General features: G+C 72.1%; 13 protein-coding genes, 5 tRNA genes and 4 pseudogenes. 9 read left to right on the top strand and 13 right to left on the bottom strand.

Annotated elements, in window-relative coordinates; genetic code table 11:
- The 4 genes and pseudogenes from ABD794_RS12750 to ABD794_RS12730 all read right to left on the bottom strand — a co-directional run.
- The coding region (locus ABD794_RS12750; RefSeq protein WP_344963187.1) for a DEAD/DEAH box helicase at positions 1-1,025 on the bottom strand (1,025 nt) is incomplete at its 3' end.
- Positions 1,026-1,130: 105 nt separating this feature from the next.
- Positions 1,131-1,334 (bottom strand): cold-shock protein, encoded by a 204-nt coding sequence (locus tag ABD794_RS12745; protein ID WP_199891802.1) that lies wholly within the window; start codon positions 1,332-1,334, stop codon positions 1,131-1,133.
- A gap of 176 nt (positions 1,335-1,510) precedes the next feature.
- Positions 1,511-2,008 (bottom strand): DUF6227 family protein, encoded by a 498-nt coding sequence (locus ABD794_RS12740; protein WP_344963190.1) that lies wholly within the window; start codon positions 2,006-2,008, stop codon positions 1,511-1,513.
- A 152-nt stretch (positions 2,009-2,160) separates the two neighbouring features.
- A pseudogene (locus ABD794_RS12730) lies at positions 2,161-2,313 on the bottom strand (DUF6227 family protein); the annotation flags it as partial.
- Positions 2,314-2,859: 546 nt separating this feature from the next.
- Here ABD794_RS12730 and ABD794_RS18940 point away from each other — a divergent pair.
- Positions 2,860-2,973 (top strand): annotated as a pseudogene (locus ABD794_RS18940) (winged helix-turn-helix domain-containing protein); the annotation flags it as partial.
- Between the two features lie 141 nt (positions 2,974-3,114).
- Here the strand turns inward: ABD794_RS18940 and ABD794_RS12720 are convergent.
- From ABD794_RS12720 to ABD794_RS12700, 5 genes and pseudogenes are all read right to left on the bottom strand, one after another.
- A complete protein-coding gene (locus tag ABD794_RS12720; RefSeq protein ID WP_344963185.1) occupies positions 3,115-4,368 on the bottom strand; it encodes an MFS transporter in 1,254 nt (417 codons plus the stop codon).
- Between the two features lie 325 nt (positions 4,369-4,693).
- A tRNA-Lys gene (locus tag ABD794_RS12715) sits at positions 4,694-4,766 on the bottom strand.
- 149 nt (positions 4,767-4,915) lie between these two features.
- Positions 4,916-7,190, bottom strand: a pseudogene (locus ABD794_RS12710) (DEAD/DEAH box helicase).
- 217 nt (positions 7,191-7,407) lie between these two features.
- On the bottom strand, positions 7,408-7,923 hold the full coding sequence (locus tag ABD794_RS12705; protein WP_344963183.1) for a hypothetical protein: 516 nt from the start codon (positions 7,921-7,923) through the stop codon (positions 7,408-7,410).
- A gap of 132 nt (positions 7,924-8,055) precedes the next feature.
- Entirely contained in the window at positions 8,056-8,406 is a 351-nt protein-coding gene (locus tag ABD794_RS12700; protein WP_344963181.1) for a metallopeptidase family protein, read from the bottom strand.
- Between the two features lie 170 nt (positions 8,407-8,576).
- On the opposite strand from ABD794_RS12700, the gene ABD794_RS12695 reads away from it, so the two are divergent.
- The 6 genes from ABD794_RS12695 (at position 8,577) to ABD794_RS12670 (ending at position 13,621) form a co-directional block, all read left to right on the top strand.
- Positions 8,577-8,649: transfer RNA gene (locus tag ABD794_RS12695), tRNA-Glu, on the top strand.
- 40 nt (positions 8,650-8,689) lie between these two features.
- Positions 8,690-8,764, top strand: a tRNA-Asp gene (locus ABD794_RS12690).
- A 24-nt stretch (positions 8,765-8,788) separates the two neighbouring features.
- A tRNA-Phe gene (locus ABD794_RS12685) sits at positions 8,789-8,862 on the top strand.
- Positions 8,863-8,970: 108 nt separating this feature from the next.
- Positions 8,971-12,915, top strand: coding sequence for an ATP-dependent RNA helicase HrpA (gene hrpA / locus ABD794_RS12680; RefSeq protein WP_344963179.1), 3,945 nt, complete (start codon positions 8,971-8,973; stop codon positions 12,913-12,915).
- A gap of 101 nt (positions 12,916-13,016) precedes the next feature.
- Positions 13,017-13,091 (top strand) — tRNA-Asp (locus tag ABD794_RS12675).
- Between the two features lie 326 nt (positions 13,092-13,417).
- Positions 13,418-13,621: a DUF6274 family protein gene (locus tag ABD794_RS12670; RefSeq protein ID WP_344963177.1), complete on the top strand. Its 204-nt coding sequence runs from the start codon at positions 13,418-13,420 to the stop codon at positions 13,619-13,621.
- Positions 13,622-14,123: 502 nt separating this feature from the next.
- Here the strand turns inward: ABD794_RS12670 and bldC are convergent.
- Together bldC and ABD794_RS12660 are read right to left on the bottom strand one after the other, a co-directional pair.
- On the bottom strand, positions 14,124-14,330 hold the full coding sequence (gene bldC / locus ABD794_RS12665) for a developmental transcriptional regulator BldC (RefSeq protein WP_003980577.1): 207 nt from the start codon (positions 14,328-14,330) through the stop codon (positions 14,124-14,126).
- A 498-nt stretch (positions 14,331-14,828) separates the two neighbouring features.
- Positions 14,829-15,665, bottom strand: a complete 837-nt coding sequence (locus tag ABD794_RS12660; protein WP_344963174.1) for a DUF8083 family protein — start codon at positions 15,663-15,665, stop codon at positions 14,829-14,831.
- 213 nt (positions 15,666-15,878) lie between these two features.
- Here ABD794_RS12660 and ABD794_RS12655 point away from each other — a divergent pair, with 213 nt between their 5' ends.
- Positions 15,879-17,006, top strand: a complete 1,128-nt coding sequence (locus ABD794_RS12655) for a Leu/Phe/Val dehydrogenase (RefSeq protein ID WP_344963172.1) — start codon at positions 15,879-15,881, stop codon at positions 17,004-17,006.
- 368 nt (positions 17,007-17,374) lie between these two features.
- On the top strand, positions 17,375-17,632 hold the full coding sequence (locus tag ABD794_RS12650) for a DUF3073 domain-containing protein (RefSeq protein WP_344963170.1): 258 nt from the start codon (positions 17,375-17,377) through the stop codon (positions 17,630-17,632).
- A gap of 107 nt (positions 17,633-17,739) precedes the next feature.
- Here the strand turns inward: ABD794_RS12650 and purM are convergent, their stop codons facing one another.
- Both purM and ABD794_RS12640 read right to left on the bottom strand, forming a co-directional pair.
- A complete protein-coding gene (gene purM, locus ABD794_RS12645) occupies positions 17,740-18,813 on the bottom strand; it encodes a phosphoribosylformylglycinamidine cyclo-ligase (RefSeq protein ID WP_344963168.1) in 1,074 nt (357 codons plus the stop codon).
- A gap of 25 nt (positions 18,814-18,838) precedes the next feature.
- A pseudogene (locus ABD794_RS12640) lies at positions 18,839-19,005 on the bottom strand (amidophosphoribosyltransferase); the annotation flags it as partial.

Here is a 19,005-nt window from a genome sequence, read left to right as displayed (position 1 = left end):
CGGAACTGCTCCAGCGTGCGGTTGCGCTGCGGCTGGCTCTTGCCGCCGTGCAGCGCGGCGGCCAGGACGCCCTCCGAGAGCAGCCGCTTGGCCAGCCGGTCGGCACCGCGCTTGGTGTCGACGAACATGATCACGCGCCCCTCACGGGCGGCGATCCGGGTGACCGTGCTCTTCTTCACGGTCTCGTCCGCGACGTGGAAGAGGTGGTGGTCCATGGTCACGACCGCACCGGCGGACGGGTCCACGGAGTGGGTGACCGGGTCGGTGAGGAAGCGGCGGACGAGCCGGTCGACGTTGCGGTCCAGCGTGGCCGAGAAGAGCATCCGCTGACCGCCCGGGGCGACCTGCTCCAGCAGCCGCGTGACCTGCGGCAGGAAGCCCATGTCGGCCATCTGGTCGGCCTCGTCGAGGACGGTGATCGTCACGTCGCCCAGGGCGCAGTCGCCGCGCTGGATGAGGTCGGCGAGCCGGCCGGGCGTGGCGACCAGCACCTCGGCGCCGCGCGCCAGCTGGTTGGCCTGGCGCCCGATGGACATGCCGCCGACGACCGTCGCGGTGCGCAGCTTCAGGGCCGCGGCGTACGGGGCCAGCGAGTCGGTGACCTGCTGGGCCAGCTCACGGGTCGGCACGAGGACGAGCGTCAGCGGACGGCGGGGCTCCGCGCGGCGGCCGGCGGTGCGGGCCAGCAGCGCCAGGCCGAAGGCCAGGGTCTTGCCGGAGCCGGTGCGGCCGCGGCCGAGGACGTCGCGGCCCGCGAGCGAGTTGGGAAGGGTGGCGGCCTGGATCGGGAAGGGCTCGGTGACGCCCTGCGCCGTCAGCGTGGACAGCAGTGCGTCGGGCAGGCCGAGGTCGGCGAAGGAGGCCACGGGCGGGAGCGCCGGCGTGGTGCTCACCGGGATCGCGAACTCCGCAGCCTCGGACGGCGCCGAGCCCCCGGCGGGACGGGCCGGCCGGCGGCGCGCCGGCTGGCCGCCGCGCGAACCGGTGGAGCGGGGCGGGCGGGCGGGGCGGGCGGAGCTGGGCATAAAGGACCTTCCCTGGCTGGGCGCGCTGGGCGGAAGTGGGGCGGGGGCGACAATGGGGCCCGCACCCAGTGGTGCGGGCCCCATCGCCTCGAGATGCGGGGTTCGTCAGATGTTGACGATGTTCTCCGCCTGCAGACCCTTCGGGCCCTGGGTGACGTCGAAGGACACCTTCTGGCCCTCGAGCAGCTCGCGGAAGCCCTGGGAGGCGATGTTCGAGTAGTGGGCGAAGACGTCGGGGCCGCCGCCGTCCTGCTCGATGAAGCCGAAGCCCTTTTCAGAGTTGAACCACTTGACGGTGCCGGTAGCCATGTCTATCTCCTAGCGGATTGGGGTGGGCCCCAGACCGGAAAGACCGGCAGCCGGCAAAGGCCGGCATAAACAAAAATGCGCCATCGGCTACATGACCGAGGCGCACACGAGTTCATGGGTACCACAACTGCAACTCGAACAACCGTACCACACTCGTCCAGGGCGCCCGGCCGAGCTCATAATTCGACCCCCAGGGCCCTGGCGTGCCGGTCGGCCGCGACCTCGGCGTCCGCCTCGTCGAGGTAGACCTCGCAGACGAGCCGGCCGTCGGAGGTCAGATTGTGCTCCAGCTCCCAGAGGGAGACCTCGCCCCCGCCCTCCAGCAGGAAGGCGTGCTCGTAGAACCGGCACCAGGTCGCGTCCCGCCCCGGCCCGCGCCGCCGCGGCTTGGTGATCAGCGCGATGTGGTGGCCGAGGGCGCCCTGGAGGATCTCGCCGACCACCTCGCCCGGCCCGTCCCGGTTCTCCGCGCGGCGCAGCAGCCGCCGGGCGTGGTCGGGCGACGCCTCGGAGACATACTCGCGGCGGGGCCTGCCGGGCCCCATGGCCAGCAGCAGCTCCTCCGCGAGCCAGGCCGGCAGCTCCTCGTCCTCGCGGTCCGGGCCGACGCCGCCGCCGATCCGCTCATGCACCCGGTGCTCGGCCTCGTCGAGGGCCTCCTCGCGGGCGTACAGCTCGTACTGGAAGCGCCCCCTGCGGGCCGGTGTCGTGCTCCAGCTCGTAGAGCAGCAGGCTGCTGCCGTCGGCGAGCAGGAAGACGTGCCCGGTAGGTGTGGCAGCGCAGCGGGCGGGCGCCGTCGTTGCGCTGGCGGTACGAGCGGAGCTCGGCCTGGTGCATCAGGGCCGTGCGCAGCCGGGCCAGCAGGGCCTCGGCGATCTCGAAGCCGTTCTGGGCGCGGGCCAGCAGCCCGGCCACGTGCTCGGCGCGGGTGTCGGCTCGGGGCGGCCCTCGCCCCCGCCCCGTGCGCGTCTGCTCCATGCCTTCGACCTCCCGGCCCGCTCCTGCCCACCCCGCGCACTTACCGTAGCGGCGCGGGTACGGGGCAGGAGCGGGGTTTCCCGTTATCCACCGCCGGGACGCCGCCGACAGGCCACCGGGAGACCACCGACGCACCGTCGACACGCCGCCGGGACGACGCGTCGCCGAACGTCCGGGCGAGGGCGTCCCCCGCCGAGGAACCCCCGGGGCGCACCCCACCGGGCAAGCGGCGCAAGGGAGTTCACCGCACTCCCATCCCGCACGCCCGCGCCGCCGAGGCAACCCGCGCGCCTCCGCTTCCTTCTTACTCGCGGGAGGTGACCGCCTCCCCCAACGGGTCAGAGGAGGAACGACCATGTCCCTGCACTACCCGCGGGCCCTCCGGAAACCACTTCCCGCACCCCGCCCCGGCCGCGCTCCACGGCCACCGGCACCCGGCGGCCCCCGTCCGCCGACGGGATCAGAATCGACTACAAGCACCGCACGGCCGTCGTCGGCGGCCGTGAAATCCGGCTCACCTTCGTGGAGTTCGAGCTGCTGGCGCACATGGTCGCCCGACCGCTCCAGGTCTACACCCGGCGTCAGCTGATGACGTCCGTCTGGGGACCGACGACGCTGGGCAGCGGACGCACGGTGGACGTGCACATCGCCCGGCTGCGCGGCAAGCTCGGCCCCGGATACCGGGAGACGATCATGACGGTGCGGCACGTCGGGTACGCCTACGGACCCCTCGCGCTACGACCCGTCGCGCCACGACCCGTCCCGTACCGACGCGTGACCCGTCGCGTTCACCTCGCCGCCTCAGCCCGCCAGCCCGTGCTCGGCCGCGCCGCTGCCGTCGCCCGCCGGGACCGCCCGCCCGGGCCGGCCGGCGCCCGAACCACCAGCCCACCGCGGCGAAACCGGCCAGCAGCAGGCCGGCCCCCGACGAACGAGCCGCCCGGGGCCGCGTCCACCGCGTACGGCAGGAGCAGCAGACCGGCGGCGCCCGCCGCGCGGGTCACCGACTGATGAGCCCTCAGCAGCGCCACCCGCTCGGCGGGCGCGAACCGGGAGAGCCGGGCCCGCAGCGTCACCGCCGTGACGGGGAACAGCAGCCCGCCGGCCACGCACAGCGCCACCGCCATCGTCAGCGTGGTGTCGCCAGGCCGAGCCCGGCGAGCGCCACCCCGACAGCACCCAGGCGGCGCAGTAGGTGCCCAGCCAGCGGCGGCCGGCCCGCAGGCCGGGGGTCAGCAGGTTGCCGACCAGGGCCCCGGCCGCCGTCGCCGCGAGCGTGAGCCCGTACCCGGCGGCGCCCTGGCCGAGCCGGACGGCGATCAGCGGCGGCAGCCCCCACCGTCGGCACGGCGGCCGCGAACTGGGCCGCCGCGCGCTCACCACGACGGCGGCGGTGAGCGGTCTGTGGACGCGCAGCACGCGCCGGGCCACGGGGGCGCGCGACGGCACCGTGCGCTCCGTGGTGAGCGCCGCGTACCGGCCGAGCCAGGCGAGGGCGGCCGCCGAGACGGCGAAGGTGAGCCCGTCGATGGCGTAGAGCTGGATCTCGGGGACGAGGAGGAGGACGACGCCCACGCTCCCCTGGCCCGCGACGGCGGCGATCCGCGCGGTCAGGTCGAACAGGCCGCTCACCTCGTGGAGGTCCACCCCTCCTTCGCAGGCGGCGAGTTGGGGGATGAGCGCGCCCAGGTTGGGGTCGAAGAGCGCGCCGAGCACACCGAGCGCCAGGACCAGCCCCAGCAGCATCGTCAGCCCCGCGCCGTCCGGTGTCCACAGCAGCGGGACCGAGAGCGCGAGCAGGGCGCGGGCCGCGTCCACCCCGGCCAGCGAACGCCAGCGCATGAAGCGGGCCACACCCTCGCGGGCACCGGCCAGGACGACGTACGGAAGCGACTCCGCGACGGCGACCAGGCCGGTGAGCGACGTCGAGTGCGTCGACTCGTAGACGATCCACATCGTGGCGATCGCGTAGAGGCGGTCGCCCACGACGGACAGCGTCATCGAGAGCCACAGCACGCGCAGCGGCCGTCTGCGCAGCAACCGTATGTACCCCATGTCGGCCCCGGTCCCTCCGGCATGCGACGGGCGGACCCGTCACGCTAAGGGACGGTGAACGGGCCTTTACGGCAAAGGGGTTGGACCGGGCGCGCTTGCACTCGTTCGTGGGGATCGGCCGGTACCAGGCACGGCCGGGGCGCCTTTCCGTCCTCCTTTGGTCCGGCGCGGTACCGGTGGTGCCGGCATTTTCCCGGCGGGCGCGAGAGCGTCGCGTTACGGATGCGATGTGCGCCGCCCTCCCGGAGGGCAGTGCCGACAGCGGTGCCCCGGGAGACAGAAAACCGCAGGACGCCGGTCAGGCGTCCTGCGGTTTCCGATGCGGTAGGCCGTGTGGGACTCGAACCCACAACCAATGGATTAAAAGTCCACTGCTCTGCCAATTGAGCTAACGGCCCGCACCCCGCAGCATAGCCCGGAGGGGCGCCGGAGCCCGAGTCGTTATGCCCGGGACTTTCCCGGAAGCCTTTCCGGAAGGGGCCCGTCCGGTACGGATGTGCCGTACGGGCCCTCAGTTCGGCGGCGTTACGAGGTGCTTGCCGACGGCTCAGCCGTTGCGCTTCCAGCGGGGCTTGTCGGCGCGGCGGTCGAAGGAACCGGCGGCGCGGTGACCGTCGGAGTGGCGGTCGTCACGGCGGCCGTACGGGCGGTCGCCGCCACCGGAGCGGAAGCCGCCGGAGGGACGGTCGTCACGACGGTCGCGGTTGAACGGACGGTCGCCGCCACCGGAGCGGTAAACCGCCGGACGGGCGGTCGTCACGGCGGAAGCCGCCGGAGGGACGGTCGTCGCGACGGAAGCCACCGCGGTCCTCGCGCTGGAAGCCGCCGCGGTCGTCGCGGCGGTCGCCACGGTCGTCGCGACGGAAGCCGCCGGACGGACGGTCGTCACGACGCTCGTCACGACGGAACGACGGACGGTCGTCACGGTCGCGACGGAAGCCACCACGGTCGTCGCGGCGGTCGCCACGGTCGTCACGGCGGAAGCCGCCGGACGGACGGTCGTCACGACGCTCGTCACGACGGAACGACGGACGGTCGTCACGGTCGCGACGGAAGCCACCACGGTCGTCGCGGCGGTCGCCACGGTCGTCACGGCGGAAGCCGCCGGACGGACGGTCGTCACGACGCTCGCGGTCGTCGCGGCGGAAGCCACCGGACGAACGGCGCTCGAAGTTGCCCCGGTCGTCGCGGCGCTCGCGCTGCTCGCGCTCGGCCCGCTCGGCGGCCTCGGCGGCGGCGCGGGCCTCCTCGCGGGCGGCCTCGGCGGCGGTCTCCTCGGCCGCGGCGGCGACGGCGGCCTCCGGGTCCTCGCCGCGCTCGCGGGCGGCGCGGGCCAGCAGGCGGTCGGCCTCGTCGCGCAGCTCGGCGGCGCGCCGCGTGACGCGCTCGACCTGGCGGTTGAGGTCGGCGAGCTCGCGCTCGGCCTGCTTGGCGGCGTTGGCCGCCGAGTCGGCCTGGACCTCGGTGAGGGAGCGGGCGCCGGTGATCTCGGCGACCTCCGGGTCGAAGGCGCCGGCGCCGCCGACGATGTGGCGCGAGGCGTCCACGCCCGCGTCCTCCATCAGGCGGAAGATCTGGCGGCGCTGGTGCGGCAGGGACAGCGAGACGACCGTGCCGGACTGGCCGGCGCGGGCCGTACGGCCGGAGCGGTGCAGGTAGTCCTTGTGGTCACCGGCCGGGTCCACGTTGAGGACCAGGTCGATGCCGTCGACGTGGATGCCGCGGGCGGCGACGTCGGTGGCGACCAGCACGCCGACGCGGCCGGACTTGAAGTCCTCCAGGACGCGGGTGCGGGCGCCCTGGGTCATGCCGCCGTGCAGGGCGTCGGCGCGGACGCCGGAGTCCACCAGCTGCTCGGCGACGCGGTCGGCGCCCATCTGGGTGCGCACGAAGATGATCGTGCGGCCCTTGCGGGCGGCGATGGCGGCGGTGACCGGGGCCTTGTCCTTCGGCTTCACGACGAGGACGTGGTGGGTCATGGTGGTCACGGCGCCGGCCGACGGGTCGACCTCGTGCGTGACCGGGTCGACCAGGTAGCGCTTGACCAGGGTGTCGATCTCGTTCTCCAGCGTCGCGGAGAACAGCAGGCGCTGACCGCCGGTCGGCACCAGGTCGAGGATCTCGGTGACCTCGGGCAGGAAGCCCATGTCGGCCATCTGGTCGGCCTCGTCGAGGACGGCGACCTTCACGTCCTCCAGCGAGGCGGCACCGCGGTTGATGATGTCGCGCAGGCGGCCCGGGGTGGCGACGAGGATGTCGACGCCGCGCTCCAGGGCGTAGATCTGGTTGCCCATGGACGTACCGCCGCAGACGACCTTCATCTTCAGGCCGAGGACGTCGCCGTAGGGCTGGAGGGCGTCGGCGACCTGCATCGCCAGCTCACGGGTCGGGGTGAGGATCAGACCGCGCGGACGCTTCTTCGCGGTGCGGCCGTCGGCCAGGAGGGTCAGCAGCGGCAGACCGAAGGAGAGCGTCTTGCCGGAGCCGGTGCGGCCACGGCCGAGGATGTCCTTGCCGGCCAGGGCGTCCGGGATGGTCGCGGCCTGGATCGGGAAGGGGGTGGTGACGCCGTTCTGGGCGAGCTTGCGGACGATGGCCTCGTCCAGGCCCAGGTCGGCGAAGGTGATCGTCGGCTCGGCGGGCTCGGTGGGCTCGGCGGCCTCGTCGGTCTCGACGGCTTCAGCGGTCTCGACGGTCTCGTCGGTCTCGACGGCGGAGGCGGACTCCACGGCCTCGACGGCCTCGACGGCCTCGTCGGTCACGGCGTTGTCGTTCTCGAGGTTCTCGTTCTCGAGCAGCGTCTGGTCAGTGGAAATGGACATGCGAAATGCGAAACCTTCCGGAGTTTCGGCACGCGCCCAAGCTCCGTGTCGGCTTCACAAATGACCGCCTCGATGCGGTCAGCCACGGCAAGGTAAGGAACGCGCCACGCGGCGCGCTTCTGTTCTGGCGCCGGGCAAATGGGATCAAACGATCTACCACCATACGCACTCAACGCCGTCCGGCGCAACCCCGTACCGGACATCCGCCCCGAACAGGTCAATGCGCGGGCGGTCCCGCCTGGGGCGTCGGCTGCGGCGCCGGGGAGCCCTCGGACGGGGGCGGCGGCGAGGTCGGGGGCGCGGGCGGGGTGGGCTTGTCGGGGTTCGGCCGGGTGGGCGGGGCCGCGGTGGGCGGCTTCGGCGGGGCGGACGAGGCGCCCGGCGCGGGGGGCTTCTTCTGGTCCCCGGGCTTGCCGTCCGGCCGGGGGGCCGGGGGCGACGCCTCCGCCGTCCCCGCCGCCGAGGCCGTGGCCGAGGGCTCCCCGGGCCGGGCGCTCCGTCCGGCCGACGGCCCGCCGGGGACGCCGCGCACCCCCTTCGCGTCCGCATGGGCGCTCCGGCCGCCCGGCGAGGCCTTCCCGTCCTCCGGCTCCCGCCCCGTCTCCCGCTGCTTGCCCTGCTCGGACGGCGCGGGCCGGCCCGGCTCGCTCACGCTCATGCAACCGCCGAGGGCCAGGGTCGCGACGGCCGCGGCCACGAAACGGAAGGCTGCGTGCACTGGGGTCGCGCGCATGAGGGGACCGCCTTACGGGGTTCACGGGATCACCGGCGGATCACCGGGGTCACAGGGGGACGGGACAGCCCCCTGCCCAACTGACCCCGCCCCGCCCAGGACACGCGGGCGGTCCGGCGGGCCGGTGCCGGCTCAGCCGTAGCCCAGCGCGTGCAGCCGGGCGTCGTCGATGCCGAAGTGGTGGGCCACCTCGTGAACCACCGTCACCTCGACCTCCGCCACGATCTCGTCCCGGGTGACGCACATGCGCTGCGTCGGCCCCCGGAAGACGGTGATCCGGTCCGGCAGCACCCCGGCGTACCACTCGCCGCGCTCGGTCAGCGGCGTCCCCTCGTAGAGCCCGAGCAGCTCCGGGTCGTCGGCCGGGGGCTCGTCCTCGACGAACACGGCGACGTTGTCCATCAGCCGCGTCAGCTCGGGCGGGATCCGGTCCAGCGCCTCGGCGACCAGTTCCTCGAACTCCTCGCGCGTCATCTCCAGCACGCCGCCATTGTCCGGCACGGACGGCCCCGGCGCGGGTCCTGGGCACCCCCGCCGGACCCTTCCCGCCTCCCTGTGGCGAGGACCTCGGCAAACCGTTTTGGCGTTCGCTCCCCGCATCCCATATGCTTCTCACGTCCCCGAGGCGCCGCAAGCGCCCAGGTGGGCCATCAGCCCTCATCGTCTAGTGGCCCAGGACGCCGCCCTTTCAAGGCGGTAGCACGGGTTCGAATCCCGTTGGGGGCACGCACGACCGTGTGCGAGACTAGTTCTCGCCCACGCGCTTGGTCCTGTGGAGCAGTTTGGAGTGCTCGCCACCCTGTCAAGGTGGAGGCCGCGGGTTCAAATCCCGTCAGGACCGCTGCAGTTCCGCAAGGAACTGCGTGGCTGGGTAGCTCAGTTGGTACGAGCGTCCGCCTGAAAAGCGGAAGGTCGCCGGTTCGACCCCGGCCCCAGCCACAAATGAGCCCCCCATCTCCGGATGGGGGGCTCAGTGCGTTTGCGGGCACCGCATGCGCCGAAATGCGTTCGCCGCTTCGCGGCGGCTGGTGCGATCCTGGGTCCCGTATGTCTACGCAGCCTGCCGCCCCCGCCGCCTTCGCCGCTCTCGCCGAGCGCCTGTCCGAGCTGATGCTGCGCGACCAGCAGCGGCTGGGGCGCAGGCTCGACGGCGCCCGCCGCATCCGCAAGCCCGAGGCCCGCGCCGCCGTCCTCGCCGAGATCACCGACGGGATCGCCGAGGCCGAGCTGCGCGTGGAGAGCCGACGGGCGGCCGTGCCCGCCGTCAGCTACCCCGAGCAGCTGCCCGTCAGCCAGAAGAAGGACGCGATCCTGGAGGCGATACGCGACCACCAGGTCGTGATCGTCGCGGGTGAGACCGGTTCCGGCAAGACCACCCAGATCCCCAAGATCTGTCTGGAGCTCGGCCGGGGCGTAAAGGGCCTGATCGGCCACACCCAGCCCCGCCGGATCGCGGCCCGCACCGTGGCCGAGCGGGTCGCGGAGGAGCTGCGGACGCCGCTCGGCGAGTCCGTCGGCTGGAAGGTCCGCTTCACCGACCAGGTGAGCCCGGACACCCACGTGAAGCTGATGACGGACGGCATCCTGCTCGCGGAGATCCAGACCGACCGCGAGCTGCGCGCCTACGACACGATCATCATCGACGAGGCGCACGAGCGCAGCCTCAACATCGACTTCATCCTGGGCTATCTCGCCCAGCTGCTCCCCCGCCGCCCCGACCTCAAGGTCGTGATCACCTCGGCGACGATCGACCCGGAGCGCTTCTCCCGGCACTTCGGCGACGCCCCGATCATCGAGGTGAGCGGCCGGACGTACCCCGTCGAGGTCCGCTACCGGCCGCTGCTGGAGGAGAATGGCGAGGACTCCGACCGCGACCAGATCACGGCGATCTGCGACGCGGTGGACGAGCTGGCCCGCGAGGGCGACGGCGACGTCCTCGTCTTCCTCTCCGGCGAGCGCGAGATCCGCGACACGGCGGACGCCCTGGAGAAGAAGAAGCTGCGCTTCGCCGAGATCCTGCCGCTCTACGCGCGCCTCTCCCACGCCGAGCAGCACCGCGTCTTCCAGCGCCACACCGGCCGCCGCATCGTCCTGGCGACGAACGTCGCCGAGACCTCGCTGACCGTCCCCGGCATCCGGTACGTGATCGACCCCGGCTTCGCCCGGATCTCGCGCTACAGCCACCGCACCAAGGTCCAGCGCCTGCCCATCGAGCCGGTCTCGCAGGCCAGCGCCAACCAGCGCAAGGGCCGCTGCGGCCGCACCAGCGACGGCATCTGCATCCGGCTCTACTCGGAGGACGACTTCCTCTCCCGGCCGGAGTTCACGGACGCGGAGATCCTGCGGACGAACCTGGCGTCCGTCATCCTCCAGATGACCGCCGCCGGCCTGGGCGACATCGAGAAGTTCCCGTTCATCGACCCGCCGGACCGGCGCAACATCAAGGACGGCGTCGACCTGCTGCAGGAGCTGGGCGCGCTCGATCCGCAGCAGAAGGACCCCAAAAAGCGGCTCACCGCACTTGGCCGAAAACTGTCGCAGCTCCCGGTCGACCCGCGGCTGGCCCGCATGGTCCTGGAGGCCGACCGGAACGGCTGCGTCCGCGAGGTCATGGTCATCGCCGCCGCCCTCTCGATCCAGGACCCGCGCGAGCGGCCCTCGGACAAGCAGCAGCAGGCGGACCAGCAGCACGCCCGGTTCAAGGACGAGACCAGCGACTTCCTGGCCTTCCTCAACCTGTGGCGCTATGTGCGCGAGCAGCAGAAGGCGTTGTCCTCGTCGGCCTTCCGGCGCATGTGCCGCTCGGAGTTCCTCAACTACCTGCGGATACGCGAGTGGCAGGACATCTACTCGCAGCTGCGCACGGTGGCGAAGTCGATGGGCGTCCACCTCTCCGAGGAGGACGCGGCGCCGGAGCGCATCCACCAGTCGCTGCTGGCGGGCCTGCTCTCCCACCTCGGCCTCAAGGACACCGAGAAGAACGACTACCTGGGCGCCCGCAGCGCCAAGTTCGCCGTCTTCCCCGGCTCCGCGCTCTTCAAGAAGCCGCCGCGCTGGGTGATGTCGGCCGAGCTGGTGGAGACCTCGCGGCTGTGGGCGCGGGTCAACGCCCGGATCGAGCCGGAGTGGATCGAGCCGCTCGCCCAGCACCTCGTCAAACGGAACTACAGCGAGCCGCACTGGGAGCAGAAGCAGGCGGCCGTGATGGCGTACGAGCGCGTCACGCTCTACGGCGTGCCGATCGTCGCCCAGCGGAAGGTCAACTACGGCCGGATCGACCCGGAGACCAGCCGCGAGCTGTTCATCCGCAACGCGCTCGTGGAGGGCGACTGGCGGACCCACCACCAGTTCTTCCACGACAACCGCAAGCTGCTCGGCGAGGTCGAGGAGCTGGAGCACCGTGCCCGCCGCCGCGACATCCTCGTCGACGACGAGACGCTCTTCGACTTCTACGACCAGCGGCTGCCCGAACACGTCGTCTCCGGGGCGCACTTCGACTCCTGGTGGAAGCACAAGCGCCACGAAGAGCCGGAGTTGCTCAACTTCGAGCACTCCATGCTCATCAACGAGAACGCGGAGGCCGTCACCAAGGACGACTATCCGGACTCCTGGCGCCAGGGCCGGCTGAAGTTCCGGGTGACCTACCAGTTCGAGCCCGGCGCGGACGCGGACGGCGTGACCGTCCACGTCCCGCTCCAGGTGCTCAACCAGGTGTCGTCCGAGGGCTTCGACTGGCAGATCCCGGGTCTGCGCGAGGACCTGGTGACGGAGCTGATCCGCTCCCTGCCCAAGCCGATCCGCCGCAACTGCGTCCCGGCGCCGAACTACGCCCAGCGCTTCCTGGACCAGGCGTCGCCCCTCGCGGCGCCGCTGACCACGTCGCTGGCGCGCGAGCTGCACCGGATGACCGGCGTGCGGATCGAGGCGGACGACTTCGACCCGGGCCGCGTCCCCGACCACCTGAAGATCACCTTCCGGATCGTCGACGAGCGGAAGCGGAAGATCGCCGAGGACAAGGACCTGGAGGCGCTGCGGACGCGGCTGAAGCCGAAGACGCAGGCGGCCATCTCCAAGGCCTTCGAGAAGGCCGCCACGGCCCCGGGGAGCGCCCCCGGGCCCGAGCAGCGGTCCGGGCTCACCCAGTGGACGATCGGCGCCCTCCCGCGCACCTTCGAGACGCGGCGGGCCGGGCAGCCGGTCAAGGCGTACCCCGCGCTCGTCGACGAGGGCGCGTCCGTCGCCGTCCGGCTCTTCGACACCGAGCCGGAGCAGCGGCAGGCGATGTGGCGCGGCACGCGCCGGCTGATCCTGCTCAACCTGCCGTCCAACCCGGCGAAGTTCGCCCAGGGCAAGCTCAGCAACCAGCAGAAGCTCGCCCTGTCCGCGAATCCGCACGGCTCGATCCCGGCCCTCTTCGACGACTGCGTCTCCGGCGCGGCGGACAAGCTGATCGCGGCGCACGGCGGGCCCGCCTGGGACGAGGAGGGCTTCCGCAAGCTCTTCGACGCGGTGCGGACCGACATCGTCGATGTGACGCTCGACACCGTCCGCAAGGTCCAGGAGGTGCTGGCCGCCTGGCACGCGTGCGAGCGCCGGCTGAAGACGACGACCAGCCCCGTCCTGCTGCTGTCCCTCACGGACGTCCGGCAGCAGCTCGCGGAGCTGGTCAAGCCGGGCTTCGTGACGGCGCACGGCGTCCGCCGGCTCCCGGACCTCCTGCGCTACCTGGTGGCCGTGGACCGGCGCCTGACGCAGCTCCCCACCAACGCCGAGCGGGACCGCTCCCGGCTGGCCAAGGTGCAGGAGATGCAGGACGAGTACGCCTGGCTGCTGGAGCAGTTCCCGAAGGGCCGTCCGGTGCCGCAGGAGGCGCTGGACGTGCGCTGGATGATCGAGGAGCTGCGCGTGAGCTACTTCGCGCACGCGCTCGGCACGGCGTTCCCGGTGTCGGACAAGCGCATCGTGAAGGCGATCGACGCGCTGGCGCCCTGAGCGGGCGCGGTCGCGGGGTGCGGCGGCGGCCGAGTTCGACCGCACCCCCTGACCTGCTGTACAGTCATGCACGCAGCACCGCGAGAGCGGGAAGGCAGCAAGGTCCTGTGGAGCAGTTTGGAGTGCTCGCCACCCTGTCAAGGTGGAGGCCGCGGGTTCAAATCCCGTCAGGACCGCAGTTGATCGAAGGGCCCGCGCCGGCAACGGAGCGGGCCCTTCGGCCATCCCGCACCACGGGACAACGGAGAGGCCGCGCCCGCGGCGGGACGCCGCCGTCGGACACAGCAAATCCCGTCAGGACCGCAGTTGATCGAAGGGCCCGCGCCGGCAACGGAGCGGGCCCTTCGGCCGTCCCGCACCACGACGACGAAGCGGACTCCCCCACTGACTGGGTACCCCTGCCCCCACGTCCATTGAAGGCCCGGCCCCGGCCGGGCCTTCGCGCCATGCCTTGACGACGACACGTGCCAGGGGTACCCAGTCAGTGGGAGGTGCGCGCCCGATGACCACCACACCCCGCACCGGGGGCTCCCGGCACGAGACAGGAGCCCTGCTGCGCGCCCATCTCTCGGCCGCCGTCGGCTACGGGCACCTGACCCGCCACTGCGCGGTCTGCCACCGGCTCCTGAGGCTGGCCCTGGGCCCCGGCGTCGACGGGGACGGAGCGGGGCGCGCCGGCCGCGACGAGGGCCCCGCCGCGTGGTGAGGCGCCGCGGCGCCCCAACGGCGGTGCCCGCGACGGCAGTCGGCCCGGCGGCGGAGGAACCGACGGGTCGGTCCGCTTCTTTATCGCGGCAACACGGTGGGTGACAAGCACACCGCGTTGTGACGGGAGTCACCGAAAGAGTTACGAAGAAGGCGGAACTCACCCCCCGCTCACCACCGGTCAATTTAATATGTGCAATTGCACTGCCCCCTCAACCACCCGCGAAAGGCACCGGCCTGACCGGAATCTCCCCTTCCGGGACGGCCCCGCCGGCGGTACGCGAAGGAATGCCCGGGCGCCCGCACGTGCCGCGCGGGCACAAAAAAGACCGCGCTGGACCCGGCGGAGTCCAGCGCGGTCGACGACTTACACCCGTATCCCGGGCGTGGACTCCCGTTGGGGGCGGGCGTCCGTCGCGGCACTGCCTGGTGGAGCTCGGTGGAGCTGAGGGTGGGCGGTCACCGGGTTGGGGGCCCCGGAAAACGCCCGGTCACGCGGTTGTTCAGGACTCGCTGCGCTGCTGCGGGATACCCGCCAGCAGCGCCCGGACCTCCGCCTCGCGGTAACGGCGGTGTCCTCCGAGCGTGCGGATGGACGTGAGCTTGCCTGCCTTGGCCCACCGCGTGACCGTCTTCGGGTCCACGCGGAACATCGTGGCAACCTCAGCCGGGGTCAGCAGCGGCTCGGCATCAGGGGTGCGAGCGGTCATGAGCGGCCTCCTCGGGAGAACCGAGTTCAGGATCGGTTCTTTCCTCTAAATTCTGCACCTTGACCCACGTTGCCCGAAATGGCAGACGCGGGCCGAGTCGGTTATAGGACGAACGGCTTGTCCTCGGCACTACAACTACACCATCTGTCCAGCCACGTCGGCCAAACCGATGGAATTGCCCTCTCAGGTGTTCAACCTCGACGGAAGCCGATGGACCATGCCATAGCGGACAGTCACGCCGCCGTGACGATCAGTCACAGCGGGATCAGGGGTCACCAGACCCGCCAAGGAGTGCAATGCCGATCAATCCACCCTTACTCGGGACGGAAGGAGGACGGAAGGAGTCCTTCCCGGACTCCTTGTCCTATTTTGCCACGAGGATGGGCGATGGGCGCAAGAGCTGAGTTTAGTGCGCTAGATCACGATTGCGGCAATTGGCCGGATCAGGACCTAGGTCCTGATCACCCGAAAAACCCGCACCCGTCCGTCAGTTGACCGTCAGTTGGCGAACTGGCGGTCGCGGACCGCCCGCCAACGCTCCGTCAGCCGCTCGTACGCCGCGCTCGCCCGCGCCCCGTCCCCGGCGCCCAGCGCGGCCAGCCCCTCCGCGATGTCGGCGGCGGAGCGGTCGTCCGCCAGCTGTGCCTCCGGCACCATATGCACCAGACCGCCATAATCCAGCTCCACCAGGGACCGGGGATGGAACTCTTCCAGCCACCGTCCGACGTCCACCAGCCCGTCGATCAGCGGCCCCTCCTCGATGGCGTCCCGCAGCGTGCGCAGCCCCCTGGCCACCCGGCGCCGGGCCTCGACCATGGGGGTGCGGTACCGCAGCACCGGCACCTCGCCGGTCCGGCCGTAGTCGCGCTCGCCGTCGGAGAAGAGGACGAACCAGCGCAGCGGCACCTGCCAGGTCGCCGTGCGGATCCAGGGGCGGGCGTCGGGGTTGCCCTCCAGCCAGCGCGCGTAGTCCGCCTCCGCCTGGCGCCGCACCACCGGCGGCAGCACCGCGTCGAGGACGGGGGCGGGGAAGCGCTCGGAGAGCTCCTCCAGGGCCAGCCAGCCGCGCAGCCGGGTGCGCCAGGGGCAGACGCAGACGACGCCGTCCACGACGGCGACGAAGGCGTCACGGCTCTCGTGCACCGGCACGGGCACGGGCGGCGTCGGCAGCAAGTCGGCCAGCGAACGCCGCAGTTCGTCCTGGGCGGTCGGCAGGGCGTCGCGCCGCGCGTAACGCTCCCAGCGCCGCCGCTCCGCCCGGGGGAAGGCGCTCAGCGGCTCGTAGACCCTCAGGTACGCCGCGTACGGGACGGTCACCGACGTCGCCAGACCCACGCTCGCTCCCTCAAGCAGCAGGAACCCCCCGGGGGCCGCGCGGAGCGCGCCGGCCTCCCGTACCCGACCGAATCGTCCCACGGCACGGCAGCCCGGGAGAGTGATCCTCGGCACCGCACCGGTACGAGGGCCCCACAGGGCCTACTCTCGTGCCAACCGGGCCCTCCTCCACCCCCGGAGGGCGACCACCGCGAGACATATGGAGTCACCACCGTGACTGACGTACGTCCCACCACCGACGCCGAGAGCGTGCTGCACACCCTCTTCCGCTCGGACCTCGGCGGTCATGAGCAGGTCGTGCTCTGCCAGGACCGCGAGACCGGCCTCAAGGCCGTCATCGCCATTCACAGCACCGCCCTCGGCCCCGCCCTCGGCGGCACCCGCTTCCACCAGTACGCCTCCGACGAGGAGGCGGTGCTCGACGCGCTCAACCTCTCCCGCGGCATGTCGTACAAGAACGCCCTCGCCGGCCTCGACCACGGCGGCGGCAAAGCCGTGATCATCGGCGATCCCGAGTCGATAAAGACCGAGCAACTCCTGCTCGCCTACGGCCGGTTCCTGGCCTCCCTCGGCGGCCGCTATGTCACCGCGTGCGATGTCGGCACGTACGTGCGGGACATGGACGTCGTCGCCCGCGAGTGCCGCTGGACCACCGGCCGCTCGCCGGAGAACGGCGGCGCGGGCGACTCCTCCGTCCTCACCGCCTTCGGCGTCTTCCAGGGCATGCGCGCCGCGGCGAAGACCCAGTGGGGCGAGCCGACGCTGCGCGGACGGCGGGTCGGCGTCGCGGGCGTCGGCAAGGTCGGTCACTACCTGGTCGAGCACCTGGTCGAGGACGGCGCCGAGGTCGTCGTCACGGACGTGCGCGCGGATGCGGTCGAGCGCATCACCGCCCGCCACCCGCGGGTCACGGCGGTGGCCGACACGGCCGCGCTGGTCCGCACCCCGCTGGACGTCTACGCCCCGTGCGCCCTCGGCGGCGCGCTGGACGACGCGACCGTGGCGGCCCTCACCGCGACCGTCGTCTGCGGCGCGGCCAACAACCAGCTCGCCCACCCGGGCGTCGAGAAGGACCTCGCCGACCGCGGCGTCCTCTACGCACCGGACTACGTGGTGAACGCCGGCGGCGTGATCCAGGTGGCGGACGAGCTGCGCGGCTTCGACTTCGACCGCGCCAAGGCCAAGGCGACCGGGATCTACGACACGACGCTGGCCATATTCGAGCGTGCGAAGGCGGACGGCATCCCGCCGGCCGCGGCCGCCGACCGGCTCGCCGAGCAGCGCATGGCGGAGGCCCGGGCGCCGCGCACCGCCGAGGTCCCGCGCCAGGCCCGCCCGTAACACCCGAGGTACGCCCGTGACTGAAGGGGATTCCCGGGGTGGAACGGGCCCGCTCTGGTGGTCGGGGTCCGCACAGCGGTCCCGACAGACCGCCCGCCGGGGGACGGCAAGGGAGAGATCCCTCACCACCCCTCGGCGGGTCGCCGCGCGGATCGGGTTAAAATCGCAGCTGACCAGCGAGGACGGGGCACCTCGCGGGTTGTGCTCCGTGGCACGTCATGCGGGCGACGTACCGTATGGCCGCGGAAGCAGGTACCGTGGAAGTCCTACAGACCGGATCCCTCTGCGGGGATCCGCTCTGACTCATGACAGTGAACGCGTGTCAAGACTCTGGGGCCGTCGAGCCCCGTAATCGAGGGGGTCGAGCCATGGGGCGCGGCCGGGCCAAGGCCAAGCAGACAAAGGTCGCCCGCCAGCTGAAGTACAACAGCGGTGGGACCGACCTCTCACGCCTGGCTGACGAGCTGGGCGCATCGCCGGCGATGAAGCAGCCGCCGGAGGTTGAGCCGCTCGAGGAAGAGCTGGACGACGACCCGTACGCCCAGTACGCGGCGCGTTACAACCAGGACGACGACGAGGACGAGCAGCAGCCGTCCGGTCAGTCCGCCTACCGTCGCCGCGCTTGACGCGATAGCTTTCTCCGACCCGGTCCGGGGCCTCGCCCCGGGCCGGGTTCTGTGCTGCCCGGACCACCCGGGGCCGAGGGCCCCGGACGGTCCGCCGGCGGCGCCGGTCAGCTCGCGTAGTCACCGTTCAGGACCACCGCGTCGGTGCGGCCCGCGCGCTCGGTGATCTCTCCCGCGACCCAGGCGTCGAGACCGCGGTCGGCGCAGGTGGCGAGCGCCACGTCCACGGATTCGCGCGGGACGACGGCGACCATGCCGACACCCATGTTGAGCGTCTTCTCCAGTTCCCGCCGCTCGACCCCGCCCGCCTCGCCGACCAGGGAGAACACCGCGCCCGGCGTCCAGGTCGAACGGTCGATCCCCGCGTGCAGGTGGTCCGGGACCACCCGGGCGAGGTTGTTGGCGAGCCCGCCGCCGGTGATGTGCGAGAAGGCGTGCACCTCGGTGGTGCGGGTGAGGGCCAGGCAGTCGAGCGAGTAGATGCGGGTCGGCTCCAGCAGCTCCTCGCCGAGGGTGCGGCCGAACTCCGGGACCTCGCGGTCCAGCTCCCAGCCGGCCCGGTCGAAGAGCACGTGGCGGACCAGCGAGTACCCGTTCGAGTGAAGTCCGGACGAGGCCATCGCGATGACGACGTCGCCCTTGCGGATGAGATCCGCGCCCAGCACCCGGTCGGCCTCGACGACGCCGGTGCCGGCGCCCGCCACGTCGAACTCGTCCGCGCCGAGCAGCCCGGGGTGCTCGGCGGTCTCGCCGCCGACCAGCGCGCAGCCCGCGAGGGTGCACCCCTCGGCGATGCCCTTGACGATCGCGGCGACCCGCTCCGGGTACACCTTGCCGACGCAGATGTAGTCCGTCATGAACAGCGGCTCGGCACCGCAGACCACCAGGTCGTCGACGACCATGCCGACCAGGTCGTGGCCGATGGTGTCGTAGACGCCCATGCGGCGCGCGATGTCCACCTTGGTGCCGACGCCGTCGGTGGCGGAGGCGAGCAGCGGGCGCTCGTACCGCTTGAGGGCGCTGGCGTCGAAGAGGCCGGCGAAGCCGCCGAGGCCGCCGACGACCTCGGGGCGGGTGGCCTTCTTCACCCATTGCTTCATCAGTTCGACGGCGCGGTCGCCCGCCTCGATGTCGACGCCCGCGCTTGCGTAGCTGGCACCAGTGGTCTCTGCAGAGGGCATGCTCTCGAGATCTTTCGTGTCGTTCTTACGGGCGGCGCAGGGCGTCCGCGGCGTCGGGGCCGCCTGCGAGCTCGGTCTCCAGCAGATGCTTGCCGAGCAGCTCGGGGTCGGGCAGCTCCATCGGGTACTCGCCGTCGAAGCAGGCGCGGCAGAGGTTCGGCTTGGCGATGGTGGTCGCCTCGATCATGCCGT

The sequence above is a fragment of the Streptomyces thioluteus genome (genome assembly GCF_039535865.1).
Note: the sequence above shows the minus strand (reverse complement) of the source record. Positions and strands in the feature narration are given on the sequence as shown.